Origin of the sequence: Caballeronia sp. LZ033 (genome assembly GCF_031451265.1) — a bacterium.
Lineage (GTDB): Bacteria > Pseudomonadota > Gammaproteobacteria > Burkholderiales > Burkholderiaceae > Caballeronia.
The window spans coordinates 1,046,007-1,072,470 of sequence record NZ_JARUXQ010000004.1 but is presented as its reverse complement, the minus strand read 5'-3'; the positions used below and the strand labels follow the sequence as shown (position 1 = coordinate 1,072,470).

General features: G+C 65.4%; 22 protein-coding genes, 1 pseudogene and 1 riboswitch. Of the genes and pseudogenes, 13 read left to right on the top strand and 10 right to left on the bottom strand.

Going from position 1 to position 26,464, the window contains the following annotated elements:
• Window positions 1-75: 75 nt before the first annotated feature.
• Genes QCE62_RS32160 through QCE62_RS32150 form a run of 3 tightly spaced genes read right to left on the bottom strand, consistent with a single transcriptional unit; the run spans window position 76 to window position 5,788 of the window.
• Window positions 76-1,545, bottom strand: coding sequence for an efflux transporter outer membrane subunit (locus QCE62_RS32160; protein WP_309926880.1), 1,470 nt, complete (start codon window positions 1,543-1,545; stop codon window positions 76-78).
• Window positions 1,542-4,673 carry an efflux RND transporter permease subunit gene (locus QCE62_RS32155; RefSeq protein WP_309926877.1) on the bottom strand — a complete coding sequence of 1,044 codons (3,132 nt, stop codon included), beginning with the start codon at window positions 4,671-4,673 and terminating at the stop codon, window positions 1,542-1,544. Before QCE62_RS32155 ends, QCE62_RS32160 begins: the two co-directional genes overlap by 4 nt.
• Window positions 4,670-5,788 carry an efflux RND transporter periplasmic adaptor subunit gene (locus QCE62_RS32150; protein WP_309926875.1) on the bottom strand — a complete coding sequence of 373 codons (1,119 nt, stop codon included), beginning with the start codon at window positions 5,786-5,788 and terminating at the stop codon, window positions 4,670-4,672. Before QCE62_RS32150 ends, QCE62_RS32155 begins: the two co-directional genes overlap by 4 nt.
• 285 nt (window positions 5,789-6,073) lie before the next feature.
• Between QCE62_RS32150 and QCE62_RS32145 the strand changes: the two genes are divergently transcribed.
• Both QCE62_RS32145 and QCE62_RS32140 read left to right on the top strand, forming a co-directional pair.
• Window positions 6,074-6,697 carry a TetR/AcrR family transcriptional regulator gene (locus tag QCE62_RS32145; RefSeq protein ID WP_309926872.1) on the top strand — a complete coding sequence of 208 codons (624 nt, stop codon included), beginning with the start codon at window positions 6,074-6,076 and terminating at the stop codon, window positions 6,695-6,697.
• Between the two features lie 214 nt (window positions 6,698-6,911).
• Window positions 6,912-7,310, top strand: coding sequence for a hypothetical protein (locus QCE62_RS32140; RefSeq protein ID WP_309927548.1), 399 nt, complete (start codon window positions 6,912-6,914; stop codon window positions 7,308-7,310).
• A gap of 43 nt (window positions 7,311-7,353) precedes the next feature.
• Here QCE62_RS32140 and QCE62_RS32135 read toward each other — a convergent pair whose 3' ends face one another.
• Together QCE62_RS32135 and QCE62_RS32130 are read right to left on the bottom strand one after the other, a co-directional pair.
• On the bottom strand, window positions 7,354-7,977 hold the full coding sequence (locus QCE62_RS32135; RefSeq protein ID WP_309926870.1) for a superoxide dismutase: 624 nt from the start codon (window positions 7,975-7,977) through the stop codon (window positions 7,354-7,356).
• A gap of 29 nt (window positions 7,978-8,006) precedes the next feature.
• Window positions 8,007-8,498: a hypothetical protein gene (locus QCE62_RS32130; RefSeq protein WP_309926867.1), complete on the bottom strand. Its 492-nt coding sequence runs from the start codon at window positions 8,496-8,498 to the stop codon at window positions 8,007-8,009.
• Window positions 8,499-8,665: 167 nt separating this feature from the next.
• Between QCE62_RS32130 and QCE62_RS32125 the strand changes: the two genes are divergently transcribed.
• Window positions 8,666-10,168, top strand: a complete 1,503-nt coding sequence (locus QCE62_RS32125; RefSeq protein WP_309926865.1) for an MFS transporter — start codon at window positions 8,666-8,668, stop codon at window positions 10,166-10,168.
• 565 nt (window positions 10,169-10,733) lie between these two features.
• Here QCE62_RS32125 and QCE62_RS32120 read toward each other — a convergent pair.
• A pseudogene (locus tag QCE62_RS32120) lies at window positions 10,734-11,621 on the bottom strand (sterol desaturase family protein); the annotation flags it as partial.
• Window positions 11,622-11,828: 207 nt separating this feature from the next.
• Window positions 11,829-11,890: riboswitch (Fluoride riboswitch) on the top strand.
• Window positions 11,891-11,947: 57 nt separating this feature from the next.
• Between QCE62_RS32120 and crcB the strand changes: the two are divergent.
• On the top strand, window positions 11,948-12,340 hold the full coding sequence (crcB, locus tag QCE62_RS32115; RefSeq protein WP_309926863.1) for a fluoride efflux transporter CrcB: 393 nt from the start codon (window positions 11,948-11,950) through the stop codon (window positions 12,338-12,340).
• 7 nt (window positions 12,341-12,347) lie between these two features.
• Here the strand turns inward: crcB and QCE62_RS32110 are convergent, their stop codons facing one another.
• Window positions 12,348-12,779 (bottom strand): helix-turn-helix domain-containing protein, encoded by a 432-nt coding sequence (locus QCE62_RS32110; protein ID WP_309926861.1) that lies wholly within the window; start codon window positions 12,777-12,779, stop codon window positions 12,348-12,350.
• A gap of 105 nt (window positions 12,780-12,884) precedes the next feature.
• Here QCE62_RS32110 and QCE62_RS32105 point away from each other — a divergent pair, with 105 nt between their 5' ends.
• Window positions 12,885-13,769 carry an NAD(P)H-binding protein gene (locus QCE62_RS32105; RefSeq protein ID WP_309926860.1) on the top strand — a complete coding sequence of 295 codons (885 nt, stop codon included), beginning with the start codon at window positions 12,885-12,887 and terminating at the stop codon, window positions 13,767-13,769.
• 14 nt (window positions 13,770-13,783) lie between these two features.
• On the opposite strand, the gene QCE62_RS32100 is transcribed toward QCE62_RS32105, so the two are convergent.
• Window positions 13,784-14,416 (bottom strand): PAS domain-containing protein, encoded by a 633-nt coding sequence (locus tag QCE62_RS32100; protein WP_309926858.1) that lies wholly within the window; start codon window positions 14,414-14,416, stop codon window positions 13,784-13,786.
• 193 nt (window positions 14,417-14,609) lie between these two features.
• On the opposite strand from QCE62_RS32100, the gene QCE62_RS32095 reads away from it, so the two are divergent.
• Window positions 14,610-15,578 (top strand): threo-3-hydroxy-L-aspartate ammonia-lyase, encoded by a 969-nt coding sequence (locus QCE62_RS32095; RefSeq protein ID WP_309926857.1) that lies wholly within the window; start codon window positions 14,610-14,612, stop codon window positions 15,576-15,578.
• Window positions 15,578-16,069, top strand: coding sequence for a YbaK/prolyl-tRNA synthetase associated domain-containing protein (locus QCE62_RS32090; RefSeq protein WP_409017952.1), 492 nt, complete (start codon window positions 15,578-15,580; stop codon window positions 16,067-16,069). The genes QCE62_RS32095 and QCE62_RS32090 overlap by 1 nt, the downstream gene beginning before the upstream one ends.
• Before the next feature lie 10 nt (window positions 16,070-16,079).
• On the opposite strand, the gene QCE62_RS32085 is transcribed toward QCE62_RS32090, so the two are convergent.
• Entirely contained in the window at window positions 16,080-17,324 is a 1,245-nt protein-coding gene (locus QCE62_RS32085) for an MFS transporter (RefSeq protein WP_309926855.1), read from the bottom strand.
• A gap of 138 nt (window positions 17,325-17,462) precedes the next feature.
• Here QCE62_RS32085 and QCE62_RS32080 point away from each other — a divergent pair, with 138 nt between their 5' ends.
• The 4 genes from QCE62_RS32080 to QCE62_RS32065 all read left to right on the top strand — a co-directional run bounded on the left by QCE62_RS32080 (window position 17,463) and on the right by QCE62_RS32065 (window position 22,716).
• Window positions 17,463-18,335: a LysR family transcriptional regulator gene (locus QCE62_RS32080; RefSeq protein ID WP_309926853.1), complete on the top strand. Its 873-nt coding sequence runs from the start codon at window positions 17,463-17,465 to the stop codon at window positions 18,333-18,335.
• A 105-nt stretch (window positions 18,336-18,440) separates the two neighbouring features.
• Window positions 18,441-18,815, top strand: a complete 375-nt coding sequence (locus QCE62_RS32075) for an H-NS histone family protein (protein ID WP_309926851.1) — start codon at window positions 18,441-18,443, stop codon at window positions 18,813-18,815.
• Between the two features lie 187 nt (window positions 18,816-19,002).
• Window positions 19,003-20,226 carry a PepSY-associated TM helix domain-containing protein gene (locus QCE62_RS32070; RefSeq protein WP_309926850.1) on the top strand — a complete coding sequence of 408 codons (1,224 nt, stop codon included), beginning with the start codon at window positions 19,003-19,005 and terminating at the stop codon, window positions 20,224-20,226.
• Window positions 20,227-20,535: 309 nt separating this feature from the next.
• A complete protein-coding gene (locus tag QCE62_RS32065) occupies window positions 20,536-22,716 on the top strand; it encodes a TonB-dependent siderophore receptor (RefSeq protein WP_309927544.1) in 2,181 nt (726 codons plus the stop codon).
• A gap of 93 nt (window positions 22,717-22,809) precedes the next feature.
• Here QCE62_RS32065 and QCE62_RS32060 read toward each other — a convergent pair whose 3' ends face one another.
• Window positions 22,810-23,961, bottom strand: a complete 1,152-nt coding sequence (locus QCE62_RS32060; protein WP_309926849.1) for a citrate synthase family protein — start codon at window positions 23,959-23,961, stop codon at window positions 22,810-22,812.
• 134 nt (window positions 23,962-24,095) lie between these two features.
• On the opposite strand from QCE62_RS32060, the gene QCE62_RS32055 reads away from it, so the two are divergent.
• Window positions 24,096-25,451 carry an MFS transporter gene (locus tag QCE62_RS32055; RefSeq protein ID WP_309926847.1) on the top strand — a complete coding sequence of 452 codons (1,356 nt, stop codon included), beginning with the start codon at window positions 24,096-24,098 and terminating at the stop codon, window positions 25,449-25,451.
• A 41-nt stretch (window positions 25,452-25,492) separates the two neighbouring features.
• The gene (locus QCE62_RS32050; protein WP_309926844.1) at window positions 25,493-26,458 is read left to right on the top strand and encodes a 2-hydroxyacid dehydrogenase; all 966 of its coding nucleotides are present in this window, start codon (window positions 25,493-25,495) and stop codon (window positions 26,456-26,458) included.
• The last annotated feature ends 6 nt before the right edge of the window (window positions 26,459-26,464 follow it).

Here is a 26,464-nt window from a genome sequence, read left to right as displayed (position 1 = left end):
CGTGGACGGTTTGACGCAGATTTGCGCGCAAGAGCAAATCCTATTCTTTCAAACTGTTTACGGAGAAGATTCGTTTTACTTTAGGCCGGTTGAATCCGCATTCGTCACGTTTTGCGCGGCGGCGAGCGGTGAGCCCATCGCCTGGAACAGCGCGGCCGTGTCGCTCATGCGCGCGCTGCCGGCGCGGATCGCGGTCAGGCGTGCGTTCAGCGACTGCTGCTCGCTGCTACGCGCGGCGCGCGGCGGAATGGCGCCGAGCCGCACCCGCGCGAGCGCATCGGCCGAGGCATCGCGCGCCTTGCTGCTCGCGCTGTCCGCGAAGGCGAGCGCCTCGGCGTCGTTTTCCAGCGACGCCAGCGTATCCGCGACGTTGCGGAAGGCCGCCAGCACCGTCTGCTTGTATTGCTCGACGGCGGCGTCGTACGTGGCGATGGCCGCGCGCCGCTGCGCGAGCAACGCGCCGCCGTGGAAGATCGGCGCCGACAGCGAAGCGCCGATGCTCCACAACGCGCCCGCGCCGGACAGCGCCGTCGGCCAGCTGAAGCCGCCCCGGCCCATCGATGCCGATATCGACAGGCTCGGGAACAACTGCGCCGTCGCGACGCCCACTTGCGCGGCGGCGGCCTTCAATGCGGCGTCGGCGGCCTGGATGTCGGGGCGCGTCTGCAGCAGCTCCGACGGCAGCACGAGCGGCACGTCGGGCGGCACGGTGAGGCTCGCGAGCTCGAGATCGTCGGGAGCCTGGTCGGGCGTGCGGCCGAGCAGCACGGCCAGCGCATGACGGTTCGCGAGCCATTGCGCGCGCAAGCCGGGCAGTTGCGCCGCGAGCGAGGCCGCGTTCTGCTGGGCCGTGAGCATGTCGGCGCGCGACGCCGAACCGAGCGCATAGCGGCGTTCGGTGTCATGGGCGTCGTCGCCCGCGAGCGCGATGAGCCGTTCCGTGATGTCGATCTGCGCATGCAGAGAAGCCGCGCCGAGCGCGCCCGTCACGATGTTCGCCGCGAGCGCGCGCCGTGCGGCGTCGAGCTGGAAGGCCTGCTGATCGACCTGCGCCGCCAGCGCCGCGTTCGCGAAGCGCGCTGCGCCGAACAGGTCGAAGGTGTATTGCGCCTGGATCTGTCCGACGAAGAGGTTGTACAGCGCGGTCGGCGGGCCGAAGTCGGGGATGGTGAGGGCGCGCTGGCGAGTGGTCTGTGCGCCCGCGTCGATGGACGGCAACAGCGACGAGCCCACCTGTGCGCGCAATTGCTCGCGTGCGGCGACGAGCGTCTTGTCCGCGGCGGCGAGATCCGGGCTGTTGCGCAGGCCTTCATCGACGAGCGCGTTCAGCGTGTCCGAGCGATACGCCTTCCACCACTCGGGCACCGCATGCGCACCGGCGACGAAACGTTGCGATGCGCCCTCGGCGGTGACGGTGGCGTCGGCTTGCGGCTGCGCGCCGTAGTGCGCGGGCGTGGGCATCGCGGGCGGCTTGCCATCCGGGCCGAACGCACAGCCGGCGAGCACGGCGCTTGCGGCGAAGATCAGCGTACGAGTGCGGTTCATGACGAGGCTCCCTCGCGTTCGTCGAGCTTCACGCGGAACCACGCGGCATAGAGCGCGGGCAGGTAGAACAGGGTGAGCACGGTCGCGCTCGTGATGCCGCCCATCAGCGCGGTGGCCATCGGGCCGAAGAAGTTGCTGCGCAGAAGCGGGATCAGCGCGAGCACGGCGGCCGCGGCGGTCAGCGTGATCGGGCGGAAGCGTCGGACCGTTGCGCCGATGATGGCGTCGAATCGCTTGTGGCCGGAGGCGATGTCCTGCTCGATCTGGTCGACGAGGATCACCGAGTTGCGCATGATGATGCCGAACATGGCGATCACGCCGAGCATCGCGACGAAGCCGAACGGCTTGCCGAAGGCCAGCAGCGTGACGACCACGCCGATCAGCCCGAGCGGCGCGGTGAGCACGACCATCATCACGCGCGAGAAGCTCTGCAACTGGATCATCAGCAGCGTCAGCACGACGATCACCATCACCGGAATCTGCGCGTTGATCGACGCCTGGCCCTTGCCGCTTTCCTCCACCGGTCCGCCCACCTCGATGCGATAGCCCACCGGCAGCGCGCGGCGAATGGCGTCGAGCTTGCCGTCGATGGCCTTCGTCACGTCAATGCCCTGCGCATTGCCCGTGACATCGGACTGCACGGTCAGGGTCGGCTGCCGGTCGCGTTCCCAGATCACGCCGTATTCGAGCGTATCGACGACGCGCCCCAGCGCGCCCAGCGGCACCGGACCGTTCGGCGTGGGCATCGCGAGCGTGGCGAGGCGCGCCGGATCCACGCGTTCCGCGCGTGGCGCGCGCAGATCGACGCCGATCAGCTTGTCGCGCTCGCGATACTGCGTGACGGTCGTGCCGCTTTGCGTCATCGCGAGAAAGCTGGCGATGTCCTGCGACGTGACGCCCGCCGCGCGCGCCTTCTGCTGATCCACTTCGAAGCGCACCGAGCGTTCCGACGGCTCGTCCCAGTCGAACTGGACATTGGTGGTGCGCGTGTCGGCGCGCATGTCGGCGGCGACCTGCTCGGCGATGTGCCGCACCGTGCCGATATCGTCGCCACTGACGCGGAACTGCACCGGATAGCCGACCGGCGGCCCGTTTTCCAGGCGCGACAGACGCGTGCGCACGGCGGGAAAGCGTTCGCGCAGCATCGGATCGAGCCAGCGCGCCAGTTGTTCGCGCGCCTCCACCGACTTCGCCGTGACGACGAATTGCGCGAAGTTCGGCGTCGGCAGTTGCTGGTCGAGCGGCAGGTAGAAGCGCGGCGCGCCGGTGCCGACGAAGCTCACGACATGATCGATTTCCGCGCGGCCCTTCAGCGCGGTTTCGAGGCGCTTCGCTTCGCGCAAGGTGGCGTCGAACGACGCGCCTTCCTGCAGGCGCACGTCGATCAGCAACTCGGGGCGATCCGAGCTCGGGAAGAACTGCTGCGGCACGAGCGTGAAGCCCGCCATCGCGATGACGAACAGGACCACCGTGACGGCCAGCACCACGAAGCGCCGCCGCACGCACCAGCCCACCCAGCGGCGCAGGCGGCCATAGAACTTCGTGTCGTAGATGTCGTGTTCGTGATCGTCGGGCAGATGCGCTTCCTTCTTGCGCTCGGGCAACAGCTTGTAGCCCAGCAGCGGAATCAGCACGACTGCCGCGAGCCACGACGCGATCAGCGCAATGGCCGAAACTTCGAAGATCGAACGCGTGTACTCGCCGGTGCTCGACTTGGCGAGCGCTATCGGCAGGAAGCCGGCGACCGTGACGAGGGTGCCGGTCAGCATCGGGAACGCGGTGCTGGTGTAGGCATAGGCCGCCGCTCGCGTGCGGTTCCAGCCCTGCTCGAGCTTCACGGCCATCATCTCGACGGCGATGATCGCGTCGTCCACGAGCAGGCCGAGCGCCAGGATCAGCGTGCCCAGCGACACCTTGTGCAGGCCGATGTCGAACAGATACATGAAGAGCGCGGTGACGGCGAGCACGATGGGAATCGAGATCACGACGACCATGCCCGTGCGCACGCCGAGCGACACCAGGCTCACGATCAGCACGATGATGACCGCTTCCGCGACGGCTTCGAGGAAGTCATCGACAGAATGCGACACCGCATGCGGCATGCTGGAGACTTCGGTGAGCTTCAGGCCAGCGGGTAGTTGCGCACGCAACCTGGTCATCTCGGCATCGAGCGACTTGCCGAGACGCACGACGTCCTCGCCGGGCTGCATCGTCACGCCGATGCCCAGCACCGGCGCACCGGCCGAGCGCATTTGCGTGGCGGGCGGATCCACGTAGCCGCGCGTGATCTTCGCGATGTCGCCGAGCCGGAACGAGCGGCCATTCACGGCGATGAGCGTATCGGCGAGCGCGTCGATGCTCTTGAACTGGCCGCTCGGGCGCACGAACACGCGGTCGTTCGGCGTGTTCATCACGCCGGCGGGCGCGACGGCGTTCTGTCCGTCGATGGCCTGCGCGATCTGCTGCGGCGATAGGGACAGGCGCGTGAGCGTCGTGTTGGGACTCTCGATATAGATGCGTTCTTCCTGGTCGCCGAAATAATCCACCTTCGCGACACCCGGCACGCGCAACAGCACGGTGCGCAGCGAATCGGCGTAGTCGTGCAGTTGCGCGGGCGAGAAGCCGTCGCCTTCGAGCGCGAAGATGTTGGTGTAGACGTCGCCGAACTCGTCGTTGAAGAACGGGCCCTGCACGCCGGGCGGCAGCGTCGCGGCGATATCGCCGACCTTCTTGCGAATCTGATACCACTCTTCCGGCACATCCTTCGCGGGCGCCGAGTCCTTCATCTGGAAGAACAGCAGCGATTCGCCCGGGCGCGAGTAGCTGCGCATGAAGTCCGTGTACGGCGTCTCCTGCAGCTTGCGCGCGATGCGGTCGGTCACTTCCTCCTGCACCTGACGCGCGGTTGCGCCCGGCCAGAAGGTGCGGATGACCATCACGCGGAACGTGAACGGCGGGTCTTCCGACTGCGCGAGGCGCGTGTACGAAAGGATGCCGAAGATCGTCGCCATCGCGATCAGGAAGATCACCAGCGCGCGATGCCGCAGCGCCCATGCCGACAGGTTGAAGCGGCCTTCCTCGTGACGCTGCGCGGCGTCTTCGCCGGACGTGGAATCGCGCGCGCTCATGAAGCGAAGTCCTCGGGATGCAAGGGCGCGACCACGCGCACCTTTTCGCCCGCCGAGACGGTATGCACGCCTTGCCACACGACGCGGTCTCCCGCCTGGAGGCCGCTCGCCACCGTCACGGTGCGCTCGCCGAAGCGCGCGATCTCCACGCGCCGCAGTTCGAGTGCATCGCCGGGTTTCGTCACGACCCATACGGCAGGGTGGCCGTTGTCGTGGAACAGGGCCGTCGACGGCAGCGTGAACGCGCCTCCGGCCGTCTGCACCGGGGTGAACGCGATGTCGGCCGTCATGCCGAGCCGGACTTCGGGCGTCGGCGCTTCGAGCGTGAGCTTCGCGCGCCAGGTGTGGCTCTGCGTGTCGGCGGCCGGGGAGAGTTCGCGCACGCGCGCCTTGAAGGTGCGCGCGGGAAGGGCGGTGAGCTTCACGTCCGCTTCATGACCGACCGCGAAGGCGCCGAGCGAAGACTCGGGCACGTCGCAGATCACGTCGATGTCGCCGCTCCATGCCAGCGTGTAGACGGCCTGACCCGCGTTGACGTTCTGGCCGGTGTCGGCTTGCTCGGCGGTGATGACGCCGGCGTGATCGGCGGCGAGCGTCGCATAGCGCAGCTGGTCGCCGGCAAGCGCGGCCTGCTGCTGCGCCTGATTGCGCTGCGCCAGCGCCGACGCATAGGCGTTCTGCGTCTGTTCGAGCTGCGCGGGCGCGATCAGGTTTTCGGCGGCCTGGGCGCGGTCGCGGTCGAGTTGCTGCTGGGCGTAGACGAGTTGATGCGAAGCGGCGTCGAGTTGCGCGCGAGCGCTGGCGCTGTTCTTTTCGACATCGGCGGGATCGAGTCGGGCGACGGTTTGTCCCGCCTTCACCGTATCGCCGATGCGCACGCGCCGCTCGAGAATCTTGCCGTTGATGCGAAAGGACAGCGGCGTCGAATAACGGGCCTGCACTTGACCGGGCAGCGTGGCAAGCGGTGCAGCGTTATCCGCTTTGGCTTCGACCGCGACAACGGGACGGGGCGCGGGCGCGGCAGCCTCATGGCGCTGACAGGCGGCGAGCGCGACGCAGAGGGTCGTGCAGATGATCGGAATGGCTGCCGCGCGCGAGAAGGCTGGCGTGGTCAAGGAAAAGCGCTTCACAGGAACCTCGGCGCCCGTCGGGGCATGAGTGCGCGCGTGCCGCAACGAACGAAGCGCGCCGCTTGGTGGCGAAGCAAAACCGGAAAGAGCCGCTGAAACCGGGGATGTCCGTGAGACCTGGCGCGACGGATGGCTTATTCCATGCGTCTGTCAGGCCCGCCCGCAAAGGGCTTCGGTCATTCCGAAAAGAAACTGCGGTGGATTCTAATACACACCTGTATCCGAATGCAAAGCAGAATGTGCAAGCTGGCCGATGCTACACTTCGGCCCATGAAACCCGTACGACTGACCCGTGAACAGAGCCGTGACCAGACGCGCCAGCGTTTGCTCGATGCTGCGCAAGCCGTTTTCATGAGGAAGGGTTTCGGCGCGGCGAGCGTCGAGGACGTGGCCGCCGAGGCGGGTTATACGCGTGGCGCGTTCTATTCGAACTTCGACAGCAAGGCGCAGTTGCTGCTCGAAGTGCTCAAGCGCGATCACGACATGACCATGGAGCACCTCTCGACCATCTTCGAGGACGGCGAGGCCTCGCGCGCTGATCTCGAAGCGCGCGTGCTCCAGTACTACAGCGAGTGTTACCAGGACAATGCCTGCTTCCTGCTGTGGGTCGAGGCGAAGCTGCACGCGAGCCGCGACGCCGCTTTTCGCACCAGCTTCAACGCGCTGATGCGTGAGCTCAGGCAGACCACGACGGACTATATCGAGGCGTTTTCAGAGCGGGTGGGCACGCCGTTGAGCATGCCCGCCGGGCAAATGGCGCTCGGGCTGATTGCCTTGTGCGACGGCGTGCAATTCTTCTATTCGTCGGATCCGCAATCCGTGCCGGCGGAGTTTGCCCAAAGCGTGCTCGGGCATTTCTTCCGGCGCGTCGCGCTGAATGGCGGCACGGAATAACGCCATAACTTTGCAGCGGGCTTTCGCCTTCAATTCGCATCCGCGCAGCCTGCCATTCCGATAAGTGGCTGATTTACCACGAGGGTAATCATCGACAGTATCCGTACTGCTGATGGACGTATCATCGGAACCCGAGTGCGGGATCCCATTCTCAGCCTTTCACAGGCATTCGATGACACGCGTTATCCGGAACATCTGGATTGCCGGCGTCGTGATGATCGCCAGCAGTCTGGTTTCAGCCAATGAGCAGGCCCGCTTGTTTCCTCTGGAACGAGCCGCCGCAGGCATGGTGTTCTTTCCTTATCCGGCCGTGGTTTCAACGGCCGGCGTGCGCACCGTTCGAACCGTGCATGCACGCTTCTCATATGGGGTTTCCGAGAAACATGCAGGCACGGCGCCCTTGTCCGGCGCCGGTGTCAGTCTCGCCGATCCGAATACGGTGGATCGGCAATATCCGCAGGCATTGCCTGCCTATTCGCTCGGCAATTCCGGTAAAACGCGTAGCGATTTCGCCAGCGATGAAGACGACTGGCATTTTCAGGCGAATCCGCAACTCGGCGTGAATCACGAGCACGAGAAAGGATTGACCTTCCTGATGCGCCGGGGCTTTTGATTCTCTTCATTCCCGGCGTCAATCTTCCTGAAAGAAGCGGCTGTCAGCCGCGCGCTTCGGCATAGCGCCGCGCAACCTCGGGCCAGTTGATCACGTTATAGAAAGCCGCAATGTATTCCGGCCGGCGATTCTCGTATTTCAGGTAATAGGCGTGCTCCCAGACGTCGAGGCCGAGAATCGGCTTATTGCCCGATGCGATGCCGCTCATCAGCGGATTGTCCTGATTCGCCGTGCTGCTGACCGCGAGCTTGCCTTGCTTGTCGACTTCGAGCCACGCCCAGCCGCTGCCGAAGCGCGTCAGCGCGGCCTTCGTGAACGCGTCCTTGAAGGCATCGAAACCGCCCAGATCCGAGTCGATCGCCCGGGCCAGTTCGCCGTCCGGCTGGCCGCCACCCTCCGGCGACATCACGGTCCAGAACAGGCTGTGATTCGCATGGCCGCCGCCGTTGTTGCGCACGGGCGCGCGCAGCGCTTCGGGCAACGCATCGATATGCACGATCAGGCTCTCGACCGGCTCGTCCTTGCGGTCGGACTTCTCCAGCGCCGCGTTGAGGTTGTTCACGTAAGTCTGGTGATGCTTCGTGTGATGGACCTCCATCGTGCGGGCGTCGATGTTCGGTTCCAGTGCGTCGAAGGCATAAGGCAGGGGAGGCAGAGTGTAAGGCATCGAATGCTCCTTTCGGTTCGAAGTGGGGATCAGTGCCGCGCGGTGTGGCTGGGGTGAAGCGCGACGTCGCCGTCGGCGATGGCGTGTGCAATGAGCGGATGCGGCCCGTGACGGGCGAGATGGCGAATCAGCGCGACATAGGTTTCGCGGCTGTGGCGCAAGGCGGCCTGGCGCAGCGTTGCGGGCCGGTCGGCGGCTTGCGTCAGTGCGATCAGGGTCGCGTGCGCGCGGCACAACCAGGGCGCCGCGCGATCGGGTGCGCCCTGCGCGACATGCAGGTCCGCGAGATTGTGATGCGCGACCACCAGCGCGGCGAGGCAATCGTCGGCGCGGCCGGCGGGCGGCGCGTCGATCAACCGATGCGCGATCGACAACGCCCGCTCATAACCGGCGAGCGCCAGCGCGGCGCGTCCGTCGCGTTCGTCCTGGACGGCCTGACGCATTTCGGCTTCCCACAACGCGAGGGTCGGCTGGCAGGGAACGGACGTGTCCGATGAGAGGTCGGCAATCTGCTGATGCATGGCGAGGGCTCCTGTTCCATCGCCCTTTGCGTCGACCTGGCGTCTGCGTACTCGGGTGAGTCAATGATAACCATTATCATTTGGCCTTGCCAACCCCGTTCCCGACGTGGACATACGCGCGGCTTTGGCCTCTACTGGAGCGGTGTCCACAAGACGGGGAAGGCATCTTGGCCAGCGCATCCACCGAAAGCCACGAACTCCGCGAACGCCCGCATGCGGTCGCGGCGCAGGCGAGTCCTTGCGACGAAGGCATCATCCGCGTGCAGCCGTGCGCCAACGACGCGCCGTGTACCCGCAAGCGGCTCGCCTTGTCCGCGACGATTCTCGGTTCGAGCATGGCGTTCATCGACGGCTCGGTCGTGAACGTCGCCTTGCCGTCGATCCAGAGCGAACTGGGCGCGAGCATCGCGGCGATGCAGTGGGTCGTGAACGCCTACCTGCTGTTTCTCGGCGCGCTCGTGCTGGTCGGCGGATCGCTCGGCGACAAGCTCGGACGGCGCACGATCTTCGTCGCCGGCATTGCGCTGTTCACGGCGGCGTCGGCGGCGTGCGGCTTCGCGCCGGACACCGGCTGGCTCATCGCGGGGCGCGCGGTGCAGGGCATCGGCGCGGCGCTGCTGGTGCCGAGCAGCCTCGCGATCATCGGCGCGGTGTTCGACGGCGCCGAGCGCGGCCGGGCCATCGGCACGTGGGCGGGCGTGGGGGCGATCACGTCGTCAGTGGGACCGGCGGCGGGCGGCTGGCTCGTCGATGCGTTCTCCTGGCGCGCCATCTTCTTCCTCAACGTGCCGCTGGCCGCCGTGACGATCCTGCTGGCGCTGCTCTCGGTGCCCGACAGCCAGAAGGCCGACGCGCCGTCGACGCTGGACTGGCCCGGAGCGGTGAGCGCTGCCGCCGGACTTGCTGCACTGACCTACGGGCTGACCGAAGCGCCTGCGCACGGTTTCGGCGCTGCGCGGGTGCTCGGCATGATCGGCGCGGGCGTGCTGTTGCTTGCCGTGTTCCTGGTCATCGAGGCCAGGAGCCGCGATCCGATGATTCCCCTCGACATCTTCCATTCCCGCGACTTCACCGGCGCCAACGTGGTCACCTTGCTGCTGTACTTCGGGCTGGGCGGGGTGCTGTTCTTCCTGCCGTTCACGCTGATTCGCGCTTATGGATTCAACGCGGCACAGGCCGGGGCCGCCCTTCTGCCGATGCCGCTCATCATCGGCCTGCTGTCGCGCTTCACAGGTGGACTGACGGGCCGGTACGGCGCGCGGGCCCTGCTTACCGTGGGGCCGGGCATCGCCGGCATCGGGTTCGTGATGCTGGCGCTGCGTGTCGCGCCGGCCAGCTATTGGCTGGGGTTCCTTCCGGCACTCGTGGTCCTCGGCCTCGGCATGACAATCACCGTCGCGCCGCTGACGACGACCGTGATGGCGTCGGTGCCGGGCGCGCGCGCGGGCATTGCTTCAGGCATCAACAACGCGGTGGCGCGCGTGGCGGGCCTGCTGGCGATTGCCGTGCTGGGCATTGCGTTCGTATGGTCGCACGACGCCGTGTTGCGCGCCGGGGGCGCGGAGGCCGGCGCCATTGCCGCAGGCCTGCGTGCCGTTGCGTTGCTCTCCGCGCTGTGCGCATTCGCGGCATCCGGCGTTGCGGCGGCAACGATACGAAAACACGCTTGAATGCGCCGGGTCGACGTGATTTAGCAGAGTCGAACGGCGAGAACAATAGGCGGTTTCCGACCACTGCGTAAATTGCATGGGATAACGAAATGACATACAACCACCCGGTGTTTTGAGAGTTTTCACGAAGTTGAACGCCCAACTTCAACTTTACAATGGCTTCACATTCCTGATGTTTCGAGTTACTGACTAATTGGGAATGTAGAGGCAAAGATCCCGAGTTTCGGGTCAACGGCTGATCGGCCGTTTTTATCTGACTAAGGAGTAGAACAACATGATCAAGATCGAAAGAAGCGCTCTGGGTGTGTCCCACGTTGCCGGCGGCGCGAGGAAGCAGTCGACCACGACCATCATCGAAGTGCCCGGCGTTCCCAGTTCCACCACTACGCCGACCACGGGCACGACCGGCAGCGCAAGCTCGACCATCTTCGTCAACGGCAAGGAAGTGATCAGCCAGTCGGTCACGTTCTAAGCTTCGCCCGCCGAGATGCAACGTGGGCGGAAGATGCGTTCCGCCCACGTTGTTTCGGTCCCGCGCTCGCTCAGGCGTTCTTGTGTTCAACGTTTTGGCGCGCTTCTGAAGTGCTTCGGTTGTGTGTCCCTCGCCGTTCGGCAGCCAGCCGGGAGGACGCAGCACGAAGCCGATTGCATCGGAGACGCTCTTCGCCCGCACCACATCCTTCACGAGACTCGCCCAATGCTCCAGTTCCACGACCACCGGATTATGCGAAGTTGTCGGCGTCGTGAGGCCGTAGACGCAGGGCTCTTCAGCGCGTTCCTCCACATAGGTGCCGAACAGCCGGTCGAAGACAATCAGCACGCCGCCGAAGTTGGCATCGAGATAGGTGGCATTCGAGGCGTGATGAACGCGGTGCGCCGAAGGCGTGTTGAGCACATATTCGAGCCAGCCGAGTTTCGGAATCCAGGTGGCGTGCAGCCAGAACTGATAGAGCAGGTTGATGGACACCACCGCCAGCACCACGTCGGGCTTCACGCCGAACCACACGAGCGGGGTGAAGAACAGCGCCGAACCGGCAAGCTTGGTCAGCCAGCCAAGACGGTAGGCGGAAGACAGCGTCAACTGGTTCGGCGAATGATGCACGGCGTGATTCGCCCAGAAGAAGCGGATCGTGTGCGAGGCGCGGTGATACCAGTAGTAGCAGAACTCCTGTCCGATGAAGAGCAGGAAGATCGTGAGCGCCGTGTTGCTCGTGACCGTGTGGATCCGGTGCTCCCATGCGAAGTTGAAGACCGGCGTGGCCAGCGAGATCGGCACGAATGCGAGCAGCTTGCGGCCGACGAGATCGGCAAGAGAGATCCAGGCTTCATGCCAGTCGAAGGCGCGGTCGGTGCCTTTGTGTTTGAAGTGCAGGACGAGCGCTTCGATCAGCGACGCGGTGAGCACGATGCCCATCGCGTACAGCGAGATTTTTCCAAGCAGTTCCAGTTCCATGATGGTTCGCCTTGGTGGGTGGATTGTGAATGAACCCATTGTGGCGAGCGGCCCGGTCGAAATCCACGCGCAAACTGTTTCATCTCATGTCAGCGCGTCCGTTCGATCCCGCGTGCCTTGTGGGACAAGCGTTTGCGGCGAGTCATGTCACGAAGGTTCAGGCGCGGCAAGCGAAGATGCGCCGTCGCCGGAAGAGATGCTAAAGTCTCGCTCGATGGGGATGGGGTGCCCCCGATAACCGCCGTCCGGCTGATGACTCCTGTTGAATTGCGTTGCGCGACCTCGTTGCCTGCAAGGGTGCGCGCACGTCCGACAGGAGTTTCCTCGTGCAATCGTTTCTTTCCTTCGTTCTGGTTTTTGTCGGCGGCGGCCTCGGCTCGATGGCGCGTCACCTGGCCGGGCGAGCGTCCCTCGCGCTCTTCGGTCCGTCATTTCCCTATGGAACGCTCGGCATCAACGTCCTCGGCTCGTTCGCCATGGGCGTGGTGGCCGGCTGGTTCGCGCTGCGCGGCCACGCCGACCAGAGCGTGCGCCTGTTCCTGACCACGGGCATCATCGGCGGCTTCACCACCTATTCCACGTTCTCGCTCGAGACCGCGCTGCTCTGGGAGCGCGGCGACGTGCTGTCCGTCATGTTCTATGTCGGCGGCACGCTGCTGCTCGGCTTCGTCGGGATATTCGGCGGGCTGGCGCTCGCACGCGCAGCCTTGGGCGCGTGAAGTGCCGTTACGCGGACTGCCTCGCCGCATCGAACACTTCGCGTGCCGCCTTGACCGCCGCATGATTCTCGTCGGCCCAGCGCAGCAGCACGTGCAGCGCGGCGTACATTGAGCGGCCCAGATCGGTCAGGCTGTATTCAACGCCGGGCGGCTTGGTCGGAAACACCTCACGGTGGACATAGCCGTCGCGCTGAAGCTCGTGCAACGTCTGCGTCAGCATGCGCTGCGAGATGTCCGGCACGAGCCGCCGCAGTTCGCCAAACCGATACGGCTGCTCGGCCAGCGCCATCATCAGCAGCGAAGTCCATCGTCCGTCGATCACGTCGATGACATCGCGCACCGGACAGTTCGATACATCACCAAACTTCGTCCGCGCGGCATCCAGCATCGTCTTGACTGCGCTGGGCGCGGCCTTGGAACTGACCTTGGTGGTTCCCATTCGGTGCCTATCTCCTGAAAAACTGCCTTCTTTACGGAAGACGATCGACGCCCGATCATCGAGGCGCTCTCAAATTGAGAGTATCACCCGGAATGAGGCAGGACTATGAGCGATACGATTTTCGTGACCGGTGCAGCCGGTCAACTTGGGCGGCTGGTCATCAAGCATTTGCTGGCGCGCGGCGTCGGGCCAAGGCGCATCATCGCGGGCAGCCGCAGCCCGGACAAGCTCGCCGATCTCGCCGCGCGGGGCATCGACGTGCGCCGCGCCGACTTCGACGATCCCGCCGCACTGACCGATGCCTTCAAAGGCGCCGGCACCGTGCTCATCATCTCGACGGATGCGCTCGACGGCGCCGATACGCGCCTCAAGCAACATCGCAATGCGGTGGCGGCGGCGGTAGAAGCAGGTGCCGGACGGCTTGCCTATACGTCGCTTCCCAATCCGGACAGTTCGCTGTTGAGCTTCGCGCCGGATCACCTCGGCACCGAACGGGCCATCAAGCAGACCGGCCTGCCGTACGCGATTTTCCGCAACGGCTGGTATCAGGAAAACCTGCACATGGCATTGCCCGGCGCGTTTGCGAGCGGCACATGGCATTCGGCTGCGCGCGGTGGCAGAACGTCCTATGTGGCGCGGGAGGAAATCGCCGAGGCCATCGCGGCCGCGCTCGCCACGCCGGACGCCGGGCGCCACACATACACGCTGACGGGCGCGGAAGCGCTGAACCGCGAAGAGATCGCTGAACTCGCGCGGCGGGCGACGGGCAAGCCGCTGGCGCTCGTGGAAGTAACGGACGAACAGCTCGCAGCGGGCTTGAAAGCGGCCGGTGTGCCGGATGTATTCGTCGATGTCCTCGTCTCGGCCGATGTGGAAACCCGCGCGGGCAATCTTTCCATCGTGACCGATCATCTCGAATCGCTGATCGGCCGCGCGCCGCGGCGGCTGGCGCGTCATCTCGAAGAAGCCGGCGCCGGATACGCGGGCTGACGCGCGCAGTGGCTTTACTTGGCGTCGTTATAAACGGTCGCGCGCGACACGCCGAGATGTTGCGCGACCGTTTCCATCGAGCGCCGCAAATCCAGGAAGCCCTCCTGTTTCAGCGCCTGCATCAGCGCGCGGCGCTGGTCGGCGCGCAGGGCCTGCGGCGTGGTCGCCTGACTCACGGCGAAGCGGTCGATGCGCTCACGCAGCGAATCCGCGCTCGACGGATCCAGCGATTCCCGCACGCCGTCCGTACCCAGCGACGAAAACTGCTCGAGCATATTGGTCAGGCTGCGGAACAGCGTGACATCGACATTCAGGCAGAGCGCCGCGATATAGCGGCCGTCCGAATCCTTGATCCCGATCGACGTGCTCTTCGCCTGCCGGCCGTCCGCGAAACGGTTGGCGTAGTTCGCGAGAATCTGCGGATAGGCGTCGTCGGCGATGCGGGCCAGGCCGAGTTCCGTTGCCGGATCGCCGACCTTGCGGCCCGACAGATTGTTGTGAATGGCAAGCACCGCGTGTTTCGGCGAGCGCAGGTCATGCACGACGACCTCCGTGAACGGCGCCAGTGTTTCGCCCAGACCCGCGGCGATCTGCTTGACCTGTTCGAGAATGGTCCGCTGTTCGACGGTGAGCTTGGCTTGGGTCATGGTGTCTGGACGGGTCGGTCGCGTCGGGTTGCGTCAACGAGTACAAAGCATGCCATCTCAAGCCGTCGCGCGCATTGATTTTTTGTACAAAAATAGACATAATGTTGAAAATGCGCGACGCGTCCAGTGCACGGAATCGTGACGTGCCATGCGCAGTGTGACCCTGGCCAACCCTTCTCACGGCATGTCCGACATGACGACTCCAAGCCTCCCCACCTACGCCGACGTCGAGGCTGCCGCCTCGCGCATTGCGGGCGTCGCGCATCGCACGCCGGTTCTGACTTCCAGCACGCTCGATGCGCTGACCGGCGCCGAGTTCTTCTTCAAGTGCGAGAACTTCCAGCGCATGGGCGCGTTCAAGTTTCGCGGTGCGTTCAATGCGCTGTCGAAGTTTTCGGCCGAGCAGCGCAAGGCCGGCGTGGTGGCGTTCTCGTCCGGCAATCACGCACAGGGCATCGCGCTGTCGGCACAGCTGTTGAACATTCCGGCCACCATCGTCATGCCGCACGATGCACCCGCCGCGAAGGTCGCCGCCACCAAGGGCTACGGCGCGCAAGTCGTTGTCTACGACCGCTACAAGGAAGACCGCGAAGCGATCGGCCGCCGTCTCGCGGAGGAAAACGGTCTCACGCTGATTCCGCCATACGATCACCCGGACATCCTGTCGGGCCAGGGCACGGCGGCCCGGGAACTGTTCGAGGAAACCGGTGCGCTGGATCACCTGTTCGTGCCGCTCGGCGGCGGCGGGCTGCTGTCCGGCACGGCGCTGGCCACGCGTGCGCTGGCGCCGCAATGCGTGCTGCATGGTGTCGAGCCCGAAGCGGGCGATGACGGCCAGCGCTCGTTCCGCACGGGCGAAATCGTGCATATCGATACGCCGGTGACCATCGCCGACGGCGCGCAGACTCAGCATCTCGGGCGCATCACCTTCGGGATCATCAAGCGCGATGTGAACGACATCCTCACCGCATCCGATGCCGATCTGGTCGAAGCCATGAAGTTCTTCGCGACACGCATGAAGATGCTGGTGGAGCCCACCGGCTGTCTCGGCCTTGCCGCTGCGCTGAACCTGCGCGAGCAACTGGCGGGCAAGCGCGTGGGCGTGATCATCAGTGGCGGCAACATCGACCTGGAACGCTTCTGCTCGCTGGCGGCGGTGTGATGGTCACGTCCGCCATGAACACGCCGTTCGATCAGCTGATCGACGCGCTGGAGCGGGAAGGCGCGCGCTATCGCGTGCTCGAGCATCCGGAGGAAGGTCGTTGCGATCTGGTGGCGGCGTTGCGCGGCACGGAACCCGGACAGGGCGCCAAGGCGATGCTCTGCAAGAGCAAGGACGCGGACGGCCAGATGATCCTGGCCATTCTTCCCGGCGACAGGAAACTGGACTTCAAGAAGGTCGCCAAGGCAGCGGGCATCAGGAAGGCCACACTCGCCACCCCGGAGGAAGCGCAGCGCGAGACCGGCTGCGTGATCGGCGCAATTCCGCCGTTTTCTTTCTCGCCCGCGGTGAAGTTGATCGTGGATCCGGAACTGATCGAACGCTTCGACGAAATCGCGTTCAATGCGGGCCGGCTCGATCGCTCGATGCTGCTCGCGTCGGACGATTATCTGCGCATCGCCCGGCCGCTTGTCAGTCCGTTGTGCGCATGATGCGCATCAATCACGCTTCGGCGGGCTGTCGAATGACGCGCAGCGCCACGCAAAGGCTCAGCACGAGCAGTACGGCGACGTAGGCCGCCACGGCGGGCCATGCGCCGTGCTGCCAGAATGCGCCGCCAATCGACCCGAGCACGCTCGACCCGAGGTAATACGCGAGCAGATAGAGCGAGGCCGCGTGACCCTTGGCCGAACCGGCCAGCCTTCCGACCCAGCCGCTCGCGACCGAATGCGCGATGAAGAAGCCGATCGTCACGAGCACGATGCCCGCGATCACCGCCACGAGCGATGCGGATAGCGTCAGCGCGAGACCGGCGGCGAGCACCACGACGCCGCTGATGAGCACCGGCGCGCGGCCCAGCTTGTCGGCCAGCGCGCCCGCGCTCGACGACGACACCATCCCGAACAGATACGCGCCGAAGATCAGCCCGCACTGGGTCGAATCGAGATTGAAGGGCGGGGCGATGAGGCGGAAACCGGCGTAGTTGTAGACCGTCACGAACGCGCCCATCACGAGAAAGCCGATCGTGAAGACGAACGGAAGACGCGTGTGCAGCAGTTGCGCCTGCCACAGCCGCAGGTGATGGCGCAGCGTCAGGTCGGTGCGCCTGACGAAGCGTCGTGAAGGCGGCAGCAGCATCACGAAAGCGAGAGCCGCGATGAGATCGATCACGCCGATCGTCGACATCGCCGTGCGCCACGAAAAATACTGCTCCAGCGCGCTCATGCCGATCCGTCCGATCATCCCGCCGAACGCCGTGCCGCCCACATAGAGACCCATCGAGAGGCCGAGTCCTTCGGGCGCGATTTCCTCCGCGAGATAGGCCATGGCGACAGCCGGCACGCCGCCGAGCGTGAAGCCTTCCAGCGCGCGCCAGACGAGCATCAGGTCCCAGCTCGACGCGCTGGCGGCCAGCAGGTTGAACAGCGCCGCCGAGGTCATCGATGCAAACATCAGCCCGCGCCGTCCGACGCGTTCGGACAGCGCGCCGGCGCACAGGATGGAGACCGCGAGGAAGCCGGTCGAGAGCGACAGCGATAACGAACTCGCCGCCGCGCCGATGCCGAATTCACGCGAGAACGCAGGCAGCAACGGTTGCACGCAGTACAGCAGCGAGAACGTGGAGAAACCGGCGAGAAACAGCGCGAGCGCGATGCGCCGGTAGGCGGACGAACTAGGCAGGACGCCGTTCGAGGGCGCGTCGCGCCGCGTGCCATCCACCGGGGATGTGAGGGAAGGGGAGGACATCGCCTGATTGATTGAAGAAGAAAGTTGACTTCATTCTTGCCAATGTCGAGCCATATGTCCAATATATGAAAACATGGGCAGCGATATGTTTCAGCACTGGCCTTTTCGAATGTTGAGCGGCATCGGGGATTAAAAAGGATGGAGCTTCGCCACTTGCGCTATTTCCTCGCCGTCGCCGAGACGTCGAACTTCACCAAGGCGGCCGAGCAGCTGGGCATCGGCCAGCCGCCGCTCAGCCAGCAGATCAAGGCACTCGAGCAGGAACTCGACGTGGAACTGTTCAGACGCAGCGCGCGGGGCGCCGAACTCACACAGGCCGGAAAAGTCTTCGCAGATGAGGCGCGGCGCGTGCTCGACGACGCCCAGCGCGCGGCGCGGGCGGCGCAGCGTGCCGCACGCGGGGAGACCGGACATCTGCGGGTCGGTTTCACCGGCACCGCTGCGTTCAATGAACACGTCTCAGGTCTGATCCGGCGCTTTCGCGAACGTTATCCCGAAGCCGAGCTGGCGCTGCACGAGGCGGCCTCGGGCGTGCTGCTGGACCTGCTCGAAGCGGGCCAGCTGGACGTGGGAATCATCCGGCCGGTGCGGCGTGTCGCCGATGCGCTGCTGCAAAGCGACTGGCGCGAGGAACCCATGCTGGTGGCGCTGCCGGTCGCGCACCGGCTGGCGTCGAAGACACGCATTGCGCTGGCCGATCTCGCCGACGAACCCTTCGTGCAGGTGCCGCGCGTGGCGGGCGGCACGCTGTTCGACGACATCGTCGCCGCGTGCGCCGCCGCCGGGTTCCAGCCGCAACTGGCGCAGCCCGCGCCGCAGATGGCGTCGGCGGTGACGCTGGTGGCGGCGGGGCTGGGCATTTCCATCGTGCCGAAGTCGATCACGCAGGTGCGCGTGCGGGGCGTGGTGTATCGGCCGCTGCTGGCGCGTGGCTTGCGCGCGCGGCTGGCCATTGCGTCCCGGCGCGACGATCCGTCGTCCGTCGTGCGCAACTTTCTCGAACTCGCCTGAGGAACGCCGGAGGGGTGTTCGAAGTCCATTCGCGAATGTCGTAGAATTTCGAACGCCGAACACAACACAACAGTCGCCGGATCGCGGCGAATCTTCAAGAAGACCATGGCATATCAAAGCGTTGAAATCGCCAAACTGAGGGCGCAGCAAGAAGCCCTGGACAGACAACTGGCCGAAGCGAAAGAAAAGGAAACCCAGCATGTGCTGCGCGAAATCGTGCAAAAAATGCGCGAGTACGGCATCTCGCTGGCCGAACTGATGGGCCGCAAGACGGTGTCGGAATCGTCCGGGCAAAGCGCGCAGACCCCGGCGGCCGAATCTCCGGTGAAATATCGCGACCCGGTCAGCGGCGCCACCTGGAGCGGCCGTGGCCGCGCCCCGACGTGGATCGCGGGCAAGAATCGCGACGAATTCCTGGCGGACCGGCACGCCGCCGCTCGCGCGATGGTTCAGGCAGCGCTGTTCCCGGAAGGTCATTGAGGCATCGGGCGGCGCAAGGCTCGTTTCACGCACCGAGCGCTGCATACCTCTCGAAACTTCTTCAGTACCTTACGAAAGCCTTGTGAATCAGGCTTGCCGTCGATAAACTTGCGAACAATTCCTATTTACGTCGCAAGATTTCGATGAAACCCGTCGCGTACGACCGTTGTTCCGAGGACCCGCAGGCATGAGGCCGGTCATGGTTCGCCTGCATCGCTGGCTTGGCGTCGCCACAGCGTTGTTCCTGTTCGTCTCGGGCCTCACGGGCGCCATCATCGCGTGGGATCACGAGATCGACGCGTGGCTCAATCCCGCGTTCTTCCACGCCCGCACGGACGGCCCCGCGCTGCCGCCGCTCGAACTCGCGCGCCGTATCGAAGCCGCCGACCCGCGCGTGGAAGTGACCTACATGCCGCTCGGCGTCGAGCCGGGCCACACCGCGCAGATGATGGTCATGCCGCGCACGAATCCGGCCACCAACGCGCCGTTCGAGGTCGCGTACAACCAGATCGCCGTCGATCCCGCGACCGGCCAGGTGCAGGCGCAGCGCATGTGGGGCGCCGTGTCGCTCGCGCGCATCGACCTGATGCCGTTCCTCTACAAGCTGCATTACACGCTGCATCTGCCGTTCGTCGGCGGAATCGACGTGGGCACCTGGCTGCTCGGCATCGTCGGGATCCTGTGGTTCTTCGACAGTGGCATCGCGCTGATCCTGTCGTTCCCGAGCGTGAAGGCGTGGCGCAAGTCGTTTGCGTTTCGCGTGAAGCGCGGCGGCTACGCGCTGACCTTCGACCTGCATCGCTCTGGAGGCGTCTGGATCTGGGGCCTGCTGCTGACGATGGCCCTCACATCCATTTCCATGAACCTCTCCGAACCGGTGGTGCGCCCGGTTGTCTCGGCGTTCTCGAAGCTCTCGCCGTCCTTCCTCGACAACCCCGCGCTGGTGCGCGCCGGACCGCCCGGCCAGCCGCTGGCCACGCGCGAGGAGATTCTTCAGAAAGCCGCGCAAGACGCGCAACGTCAGAACCTCACCCAGCCGATGGGCGCGCTCTACTACGCGCCGATGTTCAAGGCCTACGGCGTCGGCTTCTTCGCGCCGGGCCACGATCACGGCGACATGGGCCTCGGCAACGCCTGGCTCTACTACAACGCGCAGACCGGCGCGCTGGCCGGTTCGACCATTCCCGGACGCGGCTCGGCCGGCGACATCTTCATGCAGGCGCAGTTTCCACTGCATTCAGGGCGCATCGTGGGCATTGGCGGGCGCATTCTCGTGAGCGCGGTGGGCATCGCGGTGGCGGTGCTGAGCATTACCGGCCTGATGATCTGGATTCGCAAGCGCGCCGCACGCCGGCAATCGGCGGCGGCCTCAAGCGAAAGGGCGGCGCGCGGCCGTTCCATCGCTTCCTAGCGTGTTGAGCGCTGGCGACACTCTTCAAGCCAGCGCCCATCCCTCGAATAAAGCTCGACGCGGTAGTTCCTGCCGGGTGGGATGTTGCGCGGATGCAAATCGCGCAATCAATAAATGATAACGACTCGCATTCACTCTATAATCCGGCGCACAACGCCAGTCTCATCCGTCGCGCCTCGTGCGCGCCCGGTCTTGCGACGCAGAACAATGCCGCCCGGATTCCAGACGATGCCCCGGGACGGAAGACCGACCATCACCGAAGCCCTTTCCTGATTCATGTCCGCATTCCGTTCTTACACCTCGCAGGCCATGCCTGCGCTGGCGCAGCGCGCCGCGATCGTCGCCGCGGTGGCGATGGTTTTTTCCCTGTCGGCTCACGCGCAATCGGCTGATACGAGCAATACCGGCAGTACCGGCACGGCGGCTGCCGCGCCCCAGGACAGCGCGCTGCCGGCCGTCAAGGTGCAGGCGAGCAAGGAACAACTGCCCGGCGATCTCTCGCCGACCTTCGCGGGCGGCCAGGTCGCGCGCGGCGCCGATTACGGCGTGCTCGGCAAGCAGAAGAACCTCGACATGCCGTTCAGCATGACAACCTACACATCGAAGCTGATCGAGGACCAGCAGGCGCGCACGATCGGCGACGTGCTGGCGAACGATCCGTCGGTGCGGACGGCGTTCGGCTTCGGCAACTTCGCCGAAACCTACGTGATCCGCGGCTTCGAACTCCAGGGCGACGACATCTCGCTGAACGGCCTGTACGGCATCACGCCGCGTCAGCTCGTGGCCACGGATGCGCTCGAACGCGTCGACCTGTTCAAGGGCGCCAATGCGTTCCTGAACGGCGCGTCGCCGAACGGCTCGGCAGTGGGCGGCGGCATCAACCTGCAACTGAAGCGTGCCGACGACAAGCCGCTCACCCGCGTGACCGTGGACGGCGAAGCGTCCGGCATGATCGGCGCGCACGTGGACGTGGGCCGTCGATTCGGCAGCGAAGGCCAGTTCGGCATTCGCGTGAATCAGGCGAATCACGATGGCGAAACGGCGATCGACGGCGAGCACAAGCGCGACAACACCACGGCCGTCTCGCTCGACTGGCGCGGCGACAAGCTGCGTCTGTACGCCGACTTCCTGTATCAGCGGCAGCGCATCAACGGCGGACGTTCGACCGTCTATGACTACGCCAACTATGTCCCGGCGCCGCCCGCCGCGACCTACAACTACGGCCAGTCGTGGGGCTACAGCTCGATCGAGGACACGGTCGGCATCCTGCGCGCCGAGTACGACTTCCTGCCCGGCTGGACCGCGTATGTCGCGGGCGGCATGCGCCACACGGACGAGCATGGCGAATATGCGTCGCCGAGCATCAACACGACCGGCATCACGCAGTCGCGCCTCGGCGTGCCGCACAAGGAAGACGGCAGCTCCGCCGAAGCCGGCGTGCGCGGCCGCTTCAACACGGGCCCTGTGTCGCACTTCGTGACGGCGGGCGCGTCGATCGTGCGCGTCGACTCGATGTCCGCCTACACCTACAGCAGCTCGTTCCCGTCGAGCATCTACGACACGCCGCGCGTGCCGTATCCGGCGACCGTCGGTTCGGCAGGCGATCTCGGCGACCCGCAGACCGTCTCGCTGAGCCTGCTGCGCAGTGTGTCGGTGTCGGATACGCTCGGCTTCCTGAACGACCGCGTGCTGTTCACGGTCGGCGTGCGTCATCAGGACCTGCACGCGAACAACTTCGACTACACCGGCAAGCAGACCGAAGCCTATAACGATTCGGTCACGACGCCGTTGTTCGGCCTCGTCGTGAAGCCGTGGCAGAACGTCTCCTTGTTCGCGAACCGCAGCGAAGCGCTGACCATCGGCGATTCGGCGCCGTCCACCGCGGCCAACACGGGACAACTGCTGCCGCCGGAGAAGTCGAAGCAGTGGGAAGTCGGCGCGAAGTACGACAACGGCCAGTACGGCGCGACGGTCGCGGCATTCCAGATCGAGAAGCCGCTGACCTACACGAACGCGGCCAACTTCTTCGTCGCGGACGGCACGCAGCGCCATCGCGGCATCGAGGCGTCGGTGTTCGGCGAGCCGGTGAAGGGCGTGCGCCTGATCGCCGGCGGCACGTATATCCACGCGACGCAGATCGACACCGGCAGCGGAACGACGGACGGCAACAAGCCGATCGGCGTGCCGACCTTCATGTTCAACGTGAACGCGGAATACGACGTGCCGATGCTGCAAGGCCTCACGCTGACGGCGCGCTGGATCTACACGGGTTCGCAGTATCTGAACACGACCAACACGCTGTCGATTCCGCACTGGAACCGCTTCGACCTGGGCGCGCGCTATGCGACCGTGGTGTTCGGCAAGCCGACGACCTTCCGCGCCAGCGTGCTCAACGTGGCGAACAAGTCGTACTGGGCCTCGACGATCGGCGGATATCTGACGCAAGGCGCGCCGCGCACCTTGCTGCTTTCGATGACGACGGACTTCTGAACGTAGCCTGAAGACGCAAGCTGAAAGCACACCCCGAATGTCGGATGGCGATCCGGCGTTCGGGGTGTTTTCATTGGCGCGGGGTTGTCCGCTTCAATCGACGACGGCCGGCCCGATGTAATGCGCGCGCGGCCGCAGCAGCGTGCCTTCCTCGATCTGTTCGATGGCATGCGCCATCCAGCCGACGCTGCGCGCAATGGAAAACAGCGCGAACGCCGCGCCTTCCGGCAACGCGCAATGCTCGACGAGCGCGGCGAGCGCGATGTCGATGGCGGGCGGCGTGCCCGTCAGCCGCCCGACGCATTCGATCAACTCGCGCGCGGCGCGAGGCGCGTCGAAGGCGGAGAGGAGATTGGCGGCGCGCGGATCGCCTTGCGGATAGAGTTCGTGGCCGAAGCCCGGCAGCGATTCGCCTCGCGCGACGCGTTCCTCTACGGCCCTTTCGGTTCCAACGCTTCGTGCTTCGTCCATGAAGGCGCCCACGCGCACGATGGCGTTGCCGTGCATCGGTCCCGAGAACGCAGCCAGTCCCGCGATCATGCTCGCGCCCAATGATGCCCCGGTCGATGCCGCAACGCGCGCCGCAAACGACGAACTCGTCAGCTCCTGATCCGCGAGCAGCACCAGCACGCGGCGCAACAAATCGGCGTGACGCGGCACGCCCCACGCATCCGCGATGCGCGCGTGCAGCGGCCCTTCATCCGAACGCGATGTGAAGAACTGACTCGCGAGCAATCCCACGAGCCGCGCGGCTTCGCCGAAGCGGTCGGCGTGTTCGCGCGAGGGACGGGCGGCGTCGTGCGCCAGCGCCGCATAGACCCGCGCTTCGGCGGGCCCGTCGAATGCGACCGGTTCGAACGAGGGAAAGTGCGGCGGTCCGGGCGTGTCCCACAGCAGCTGCGCGGCGTCCTCGAAACTCGCCGATGCCGCCAGATGCACCGCATCCCTGCCGCGGTAATAGAGCGTGCCGCGCGCAATGGTGGAGATGCGCGTATCGATGATCGGTTCGCCCCAGGCCATCGTGCTGGCCGCGATTTTCTTGCGGCCGCGTCCGAGGCTGCGCTTCTTCAGCAACCCGGCGATATCCGTCGCGCGATAGAGGTTGCGGTTCGCCTGCTGCGGGTCGTCCCGCACCTCGATCTGGCCGCGGCTGACATAGGCGTACAGCGTCTGCTTGCGCACGCCGAGAGCTTCGCAGGCTTCTTCCTGCGTGATCCAGTTCTTCACGTTGATCGAATCAATCAAGATTGACGCTCATGCACCACGCCGGTTTAATCGGCTAAACACACCACCCCGAAGGAAGACCCGGCAGTTCGAACAAGGGCATCGGGCGGCGCGTTCAAGCGACCGCTTCAGGGACATGGAAACAGGAGATGACAGTGGCAACAGATCGGACGACCCAGTATATAGCGGGCACGACGGCCCGCACGACGCGCACGCGTTACTCGATTCTCGCGATGATCCTGCTGCTGGCGACCGTCGCCTACGCGGACCGCGCGATCCTCTCGATTGCAGGCCCCGGCATCTCGAAGGAATTCGGCCTGAATCACGTGCAGCTGGGCTACGTGCTGTCCGCGTTCAGCTGGGCCTATGTCGTCGGGCAGATTCCCGGCGGCCTGCTGCTCGACCGCTTCGGCACCAAGACCATGTACGGCGCGACGCTGATCCTGTGGTCCATCGCCACGATGCTGGTCGGGTTCATCGGCAACTTCACATCGGATCTCTCGATCGCGCTGAGCCTGCTGTTCGCGCTGCGTTTCGCGCTCGGGCTGATCGAGGCGCCCAGCTTTCCCGCCAACGGCCGCGTCGCGGTCATGTGGTTTCCGAAGGAGGAACGCGGGCTGGCGACGTCGCTGTTCGCATCGGCTTCGTATTTCGCGGTGGCGATCTTCTCGCCGTTCGCCGGCTGGCTCACGTCGCAGTTCGGCTGGCCCGCGCCGTTCATCGCGCTCGGCGTGATCGGGATCGCGGCGGCGGGCGCATGGGCCGTCGTCATGCATGAGCCGCGCAATCATCCGCGCGTGTCCAGCGGCGAACTTGAGCACATCATCGCGGGCGGCGCGATGATCGATATCGATTCGAAGCAGTCGCTCAAGGCGCGTCCGCCGCTCTCGCGTGGCGTCATGCGCATGCTGCTCGGCAATCGCATGCTGTGGTGCGCGTATGTCGGGCAGTATTGCACCATCGCGCTGAGCTATTTCTTCATCACCTGGTTTCCCATCTACCTCGTGCAGGCGCGCGGCATGAACGTCATGCAGGCCGGCTTCGCGACGATGGTTCCGGCCATCGCGGGCTTAGTAGGCGGCATTGCGGGCGTCACGATCTCGGACTGGCTGATCCGGCGCGGCTGGAGCGTCTCGTGGGCGCGCAAGACGCCGTATATCGTCGGCATGGGGCTGGGATGCAGTCTCGTGTTGTCCGCGGTGGTCGAAAGCAATGCCGTGATCGTCCTGCTGATGACGCTGGCCTTCTTCGGCAAGGGCGCGGCGGCGGGCGCGGGCACCTGGGCCGTGGTCAGCGACACCGCGCCGCGCGAAGCCGTAGGCCTCGCCGGTGCGATCTTCAACTGCATCGGCAATATCGGCGGCATCGTCACGCCCATCGTCTTTGGCTACATCGTGCAGGCGACGGGCGGCTATACGGCCGGACTATACTTCGTCGCCGCGCATTGCCTCGTTGCCGCGGTGGTCTACCTGTTCTTCATGGGCAAGATCGAGCGCGTGAAAATGGCCTGAATCGCCTTGGCAGGCAGCGCCTTCAACATTCATTCCGAACCATGACCCGACCTATCATTCTCAATGCGGCCGACCTGCCCGAGTGGACTCACGAGGAGTTGAGAACGCACTTCACGGTGCTCGACCTGCCCGACGATCCCGCCGCCGCGCACGCGTTCCTGCAAGAGCAGGGCAGCAGGATCCGCGGCATTGCGCTGCGCAAGACGAAGATCGATGCCGCCTTCCTCGATGCGCTTCCCGCGCTGGAAATCATCTCGAGTTACAGCGCGGGCCTGGACAACGTGGACATCGGCGCGGTGCGTGCGCGTGGAGTGAGCATCGAAAACACCTCGCACATCCTGGCGGAAGACGTGGCGAATGCGGCGGTGGGTCTTGCGCTGGCGCTCACGCGCGACTTCGTGAACGCCGATGCCTTCGTGCGCTCGGGCCAATGGCTCACGCAGAGCCAGTACCGGCTGGGACGCTCGATTTCGCGGATGAAGGTTGGCATTGTCGGGCTGGGGACGATCGGCTCGGCGATCGCAAAGCGGCTGCATGCCTTCGGTTCGACCGTCGCGTATTTCGGGCCGAGCCGCAAGAATGTCGAGCTGCCCTGGTACGACGACGTGACCCGGCTCGCGCACGACAGCGACATGCTGATCCTCACGTGCCCGCTTTCGCCCGCGACGCATCATCTCGTGAATGCGGACGTGATTCGCGCGCTCGGGCCGGCTGGTTTCCTCGTGAATATCGCGCGCGGTCCGGTGGTGGATGAACGCGCGCTGGTCACGGCGCTGGCGGCGGACGGACTGGCGGGCGCCGCGCTCGATGTCTTCGAGCATGAGCCCGAGGTTCCCGAGGCGCTGCTGCGCGATCGCAGGCTGGTGCTGACGCCGCATATCGGGTCGGGCACGCACGAAACGCGTCACGCGATGGCGGAACACGTCGTGGATGCGCTCGCCAGGCATTTCGACATCGACGGTCCGCGCACCCGCGCGACGGGCACCGCTTCACTCCAGTACACGTAACGCTGC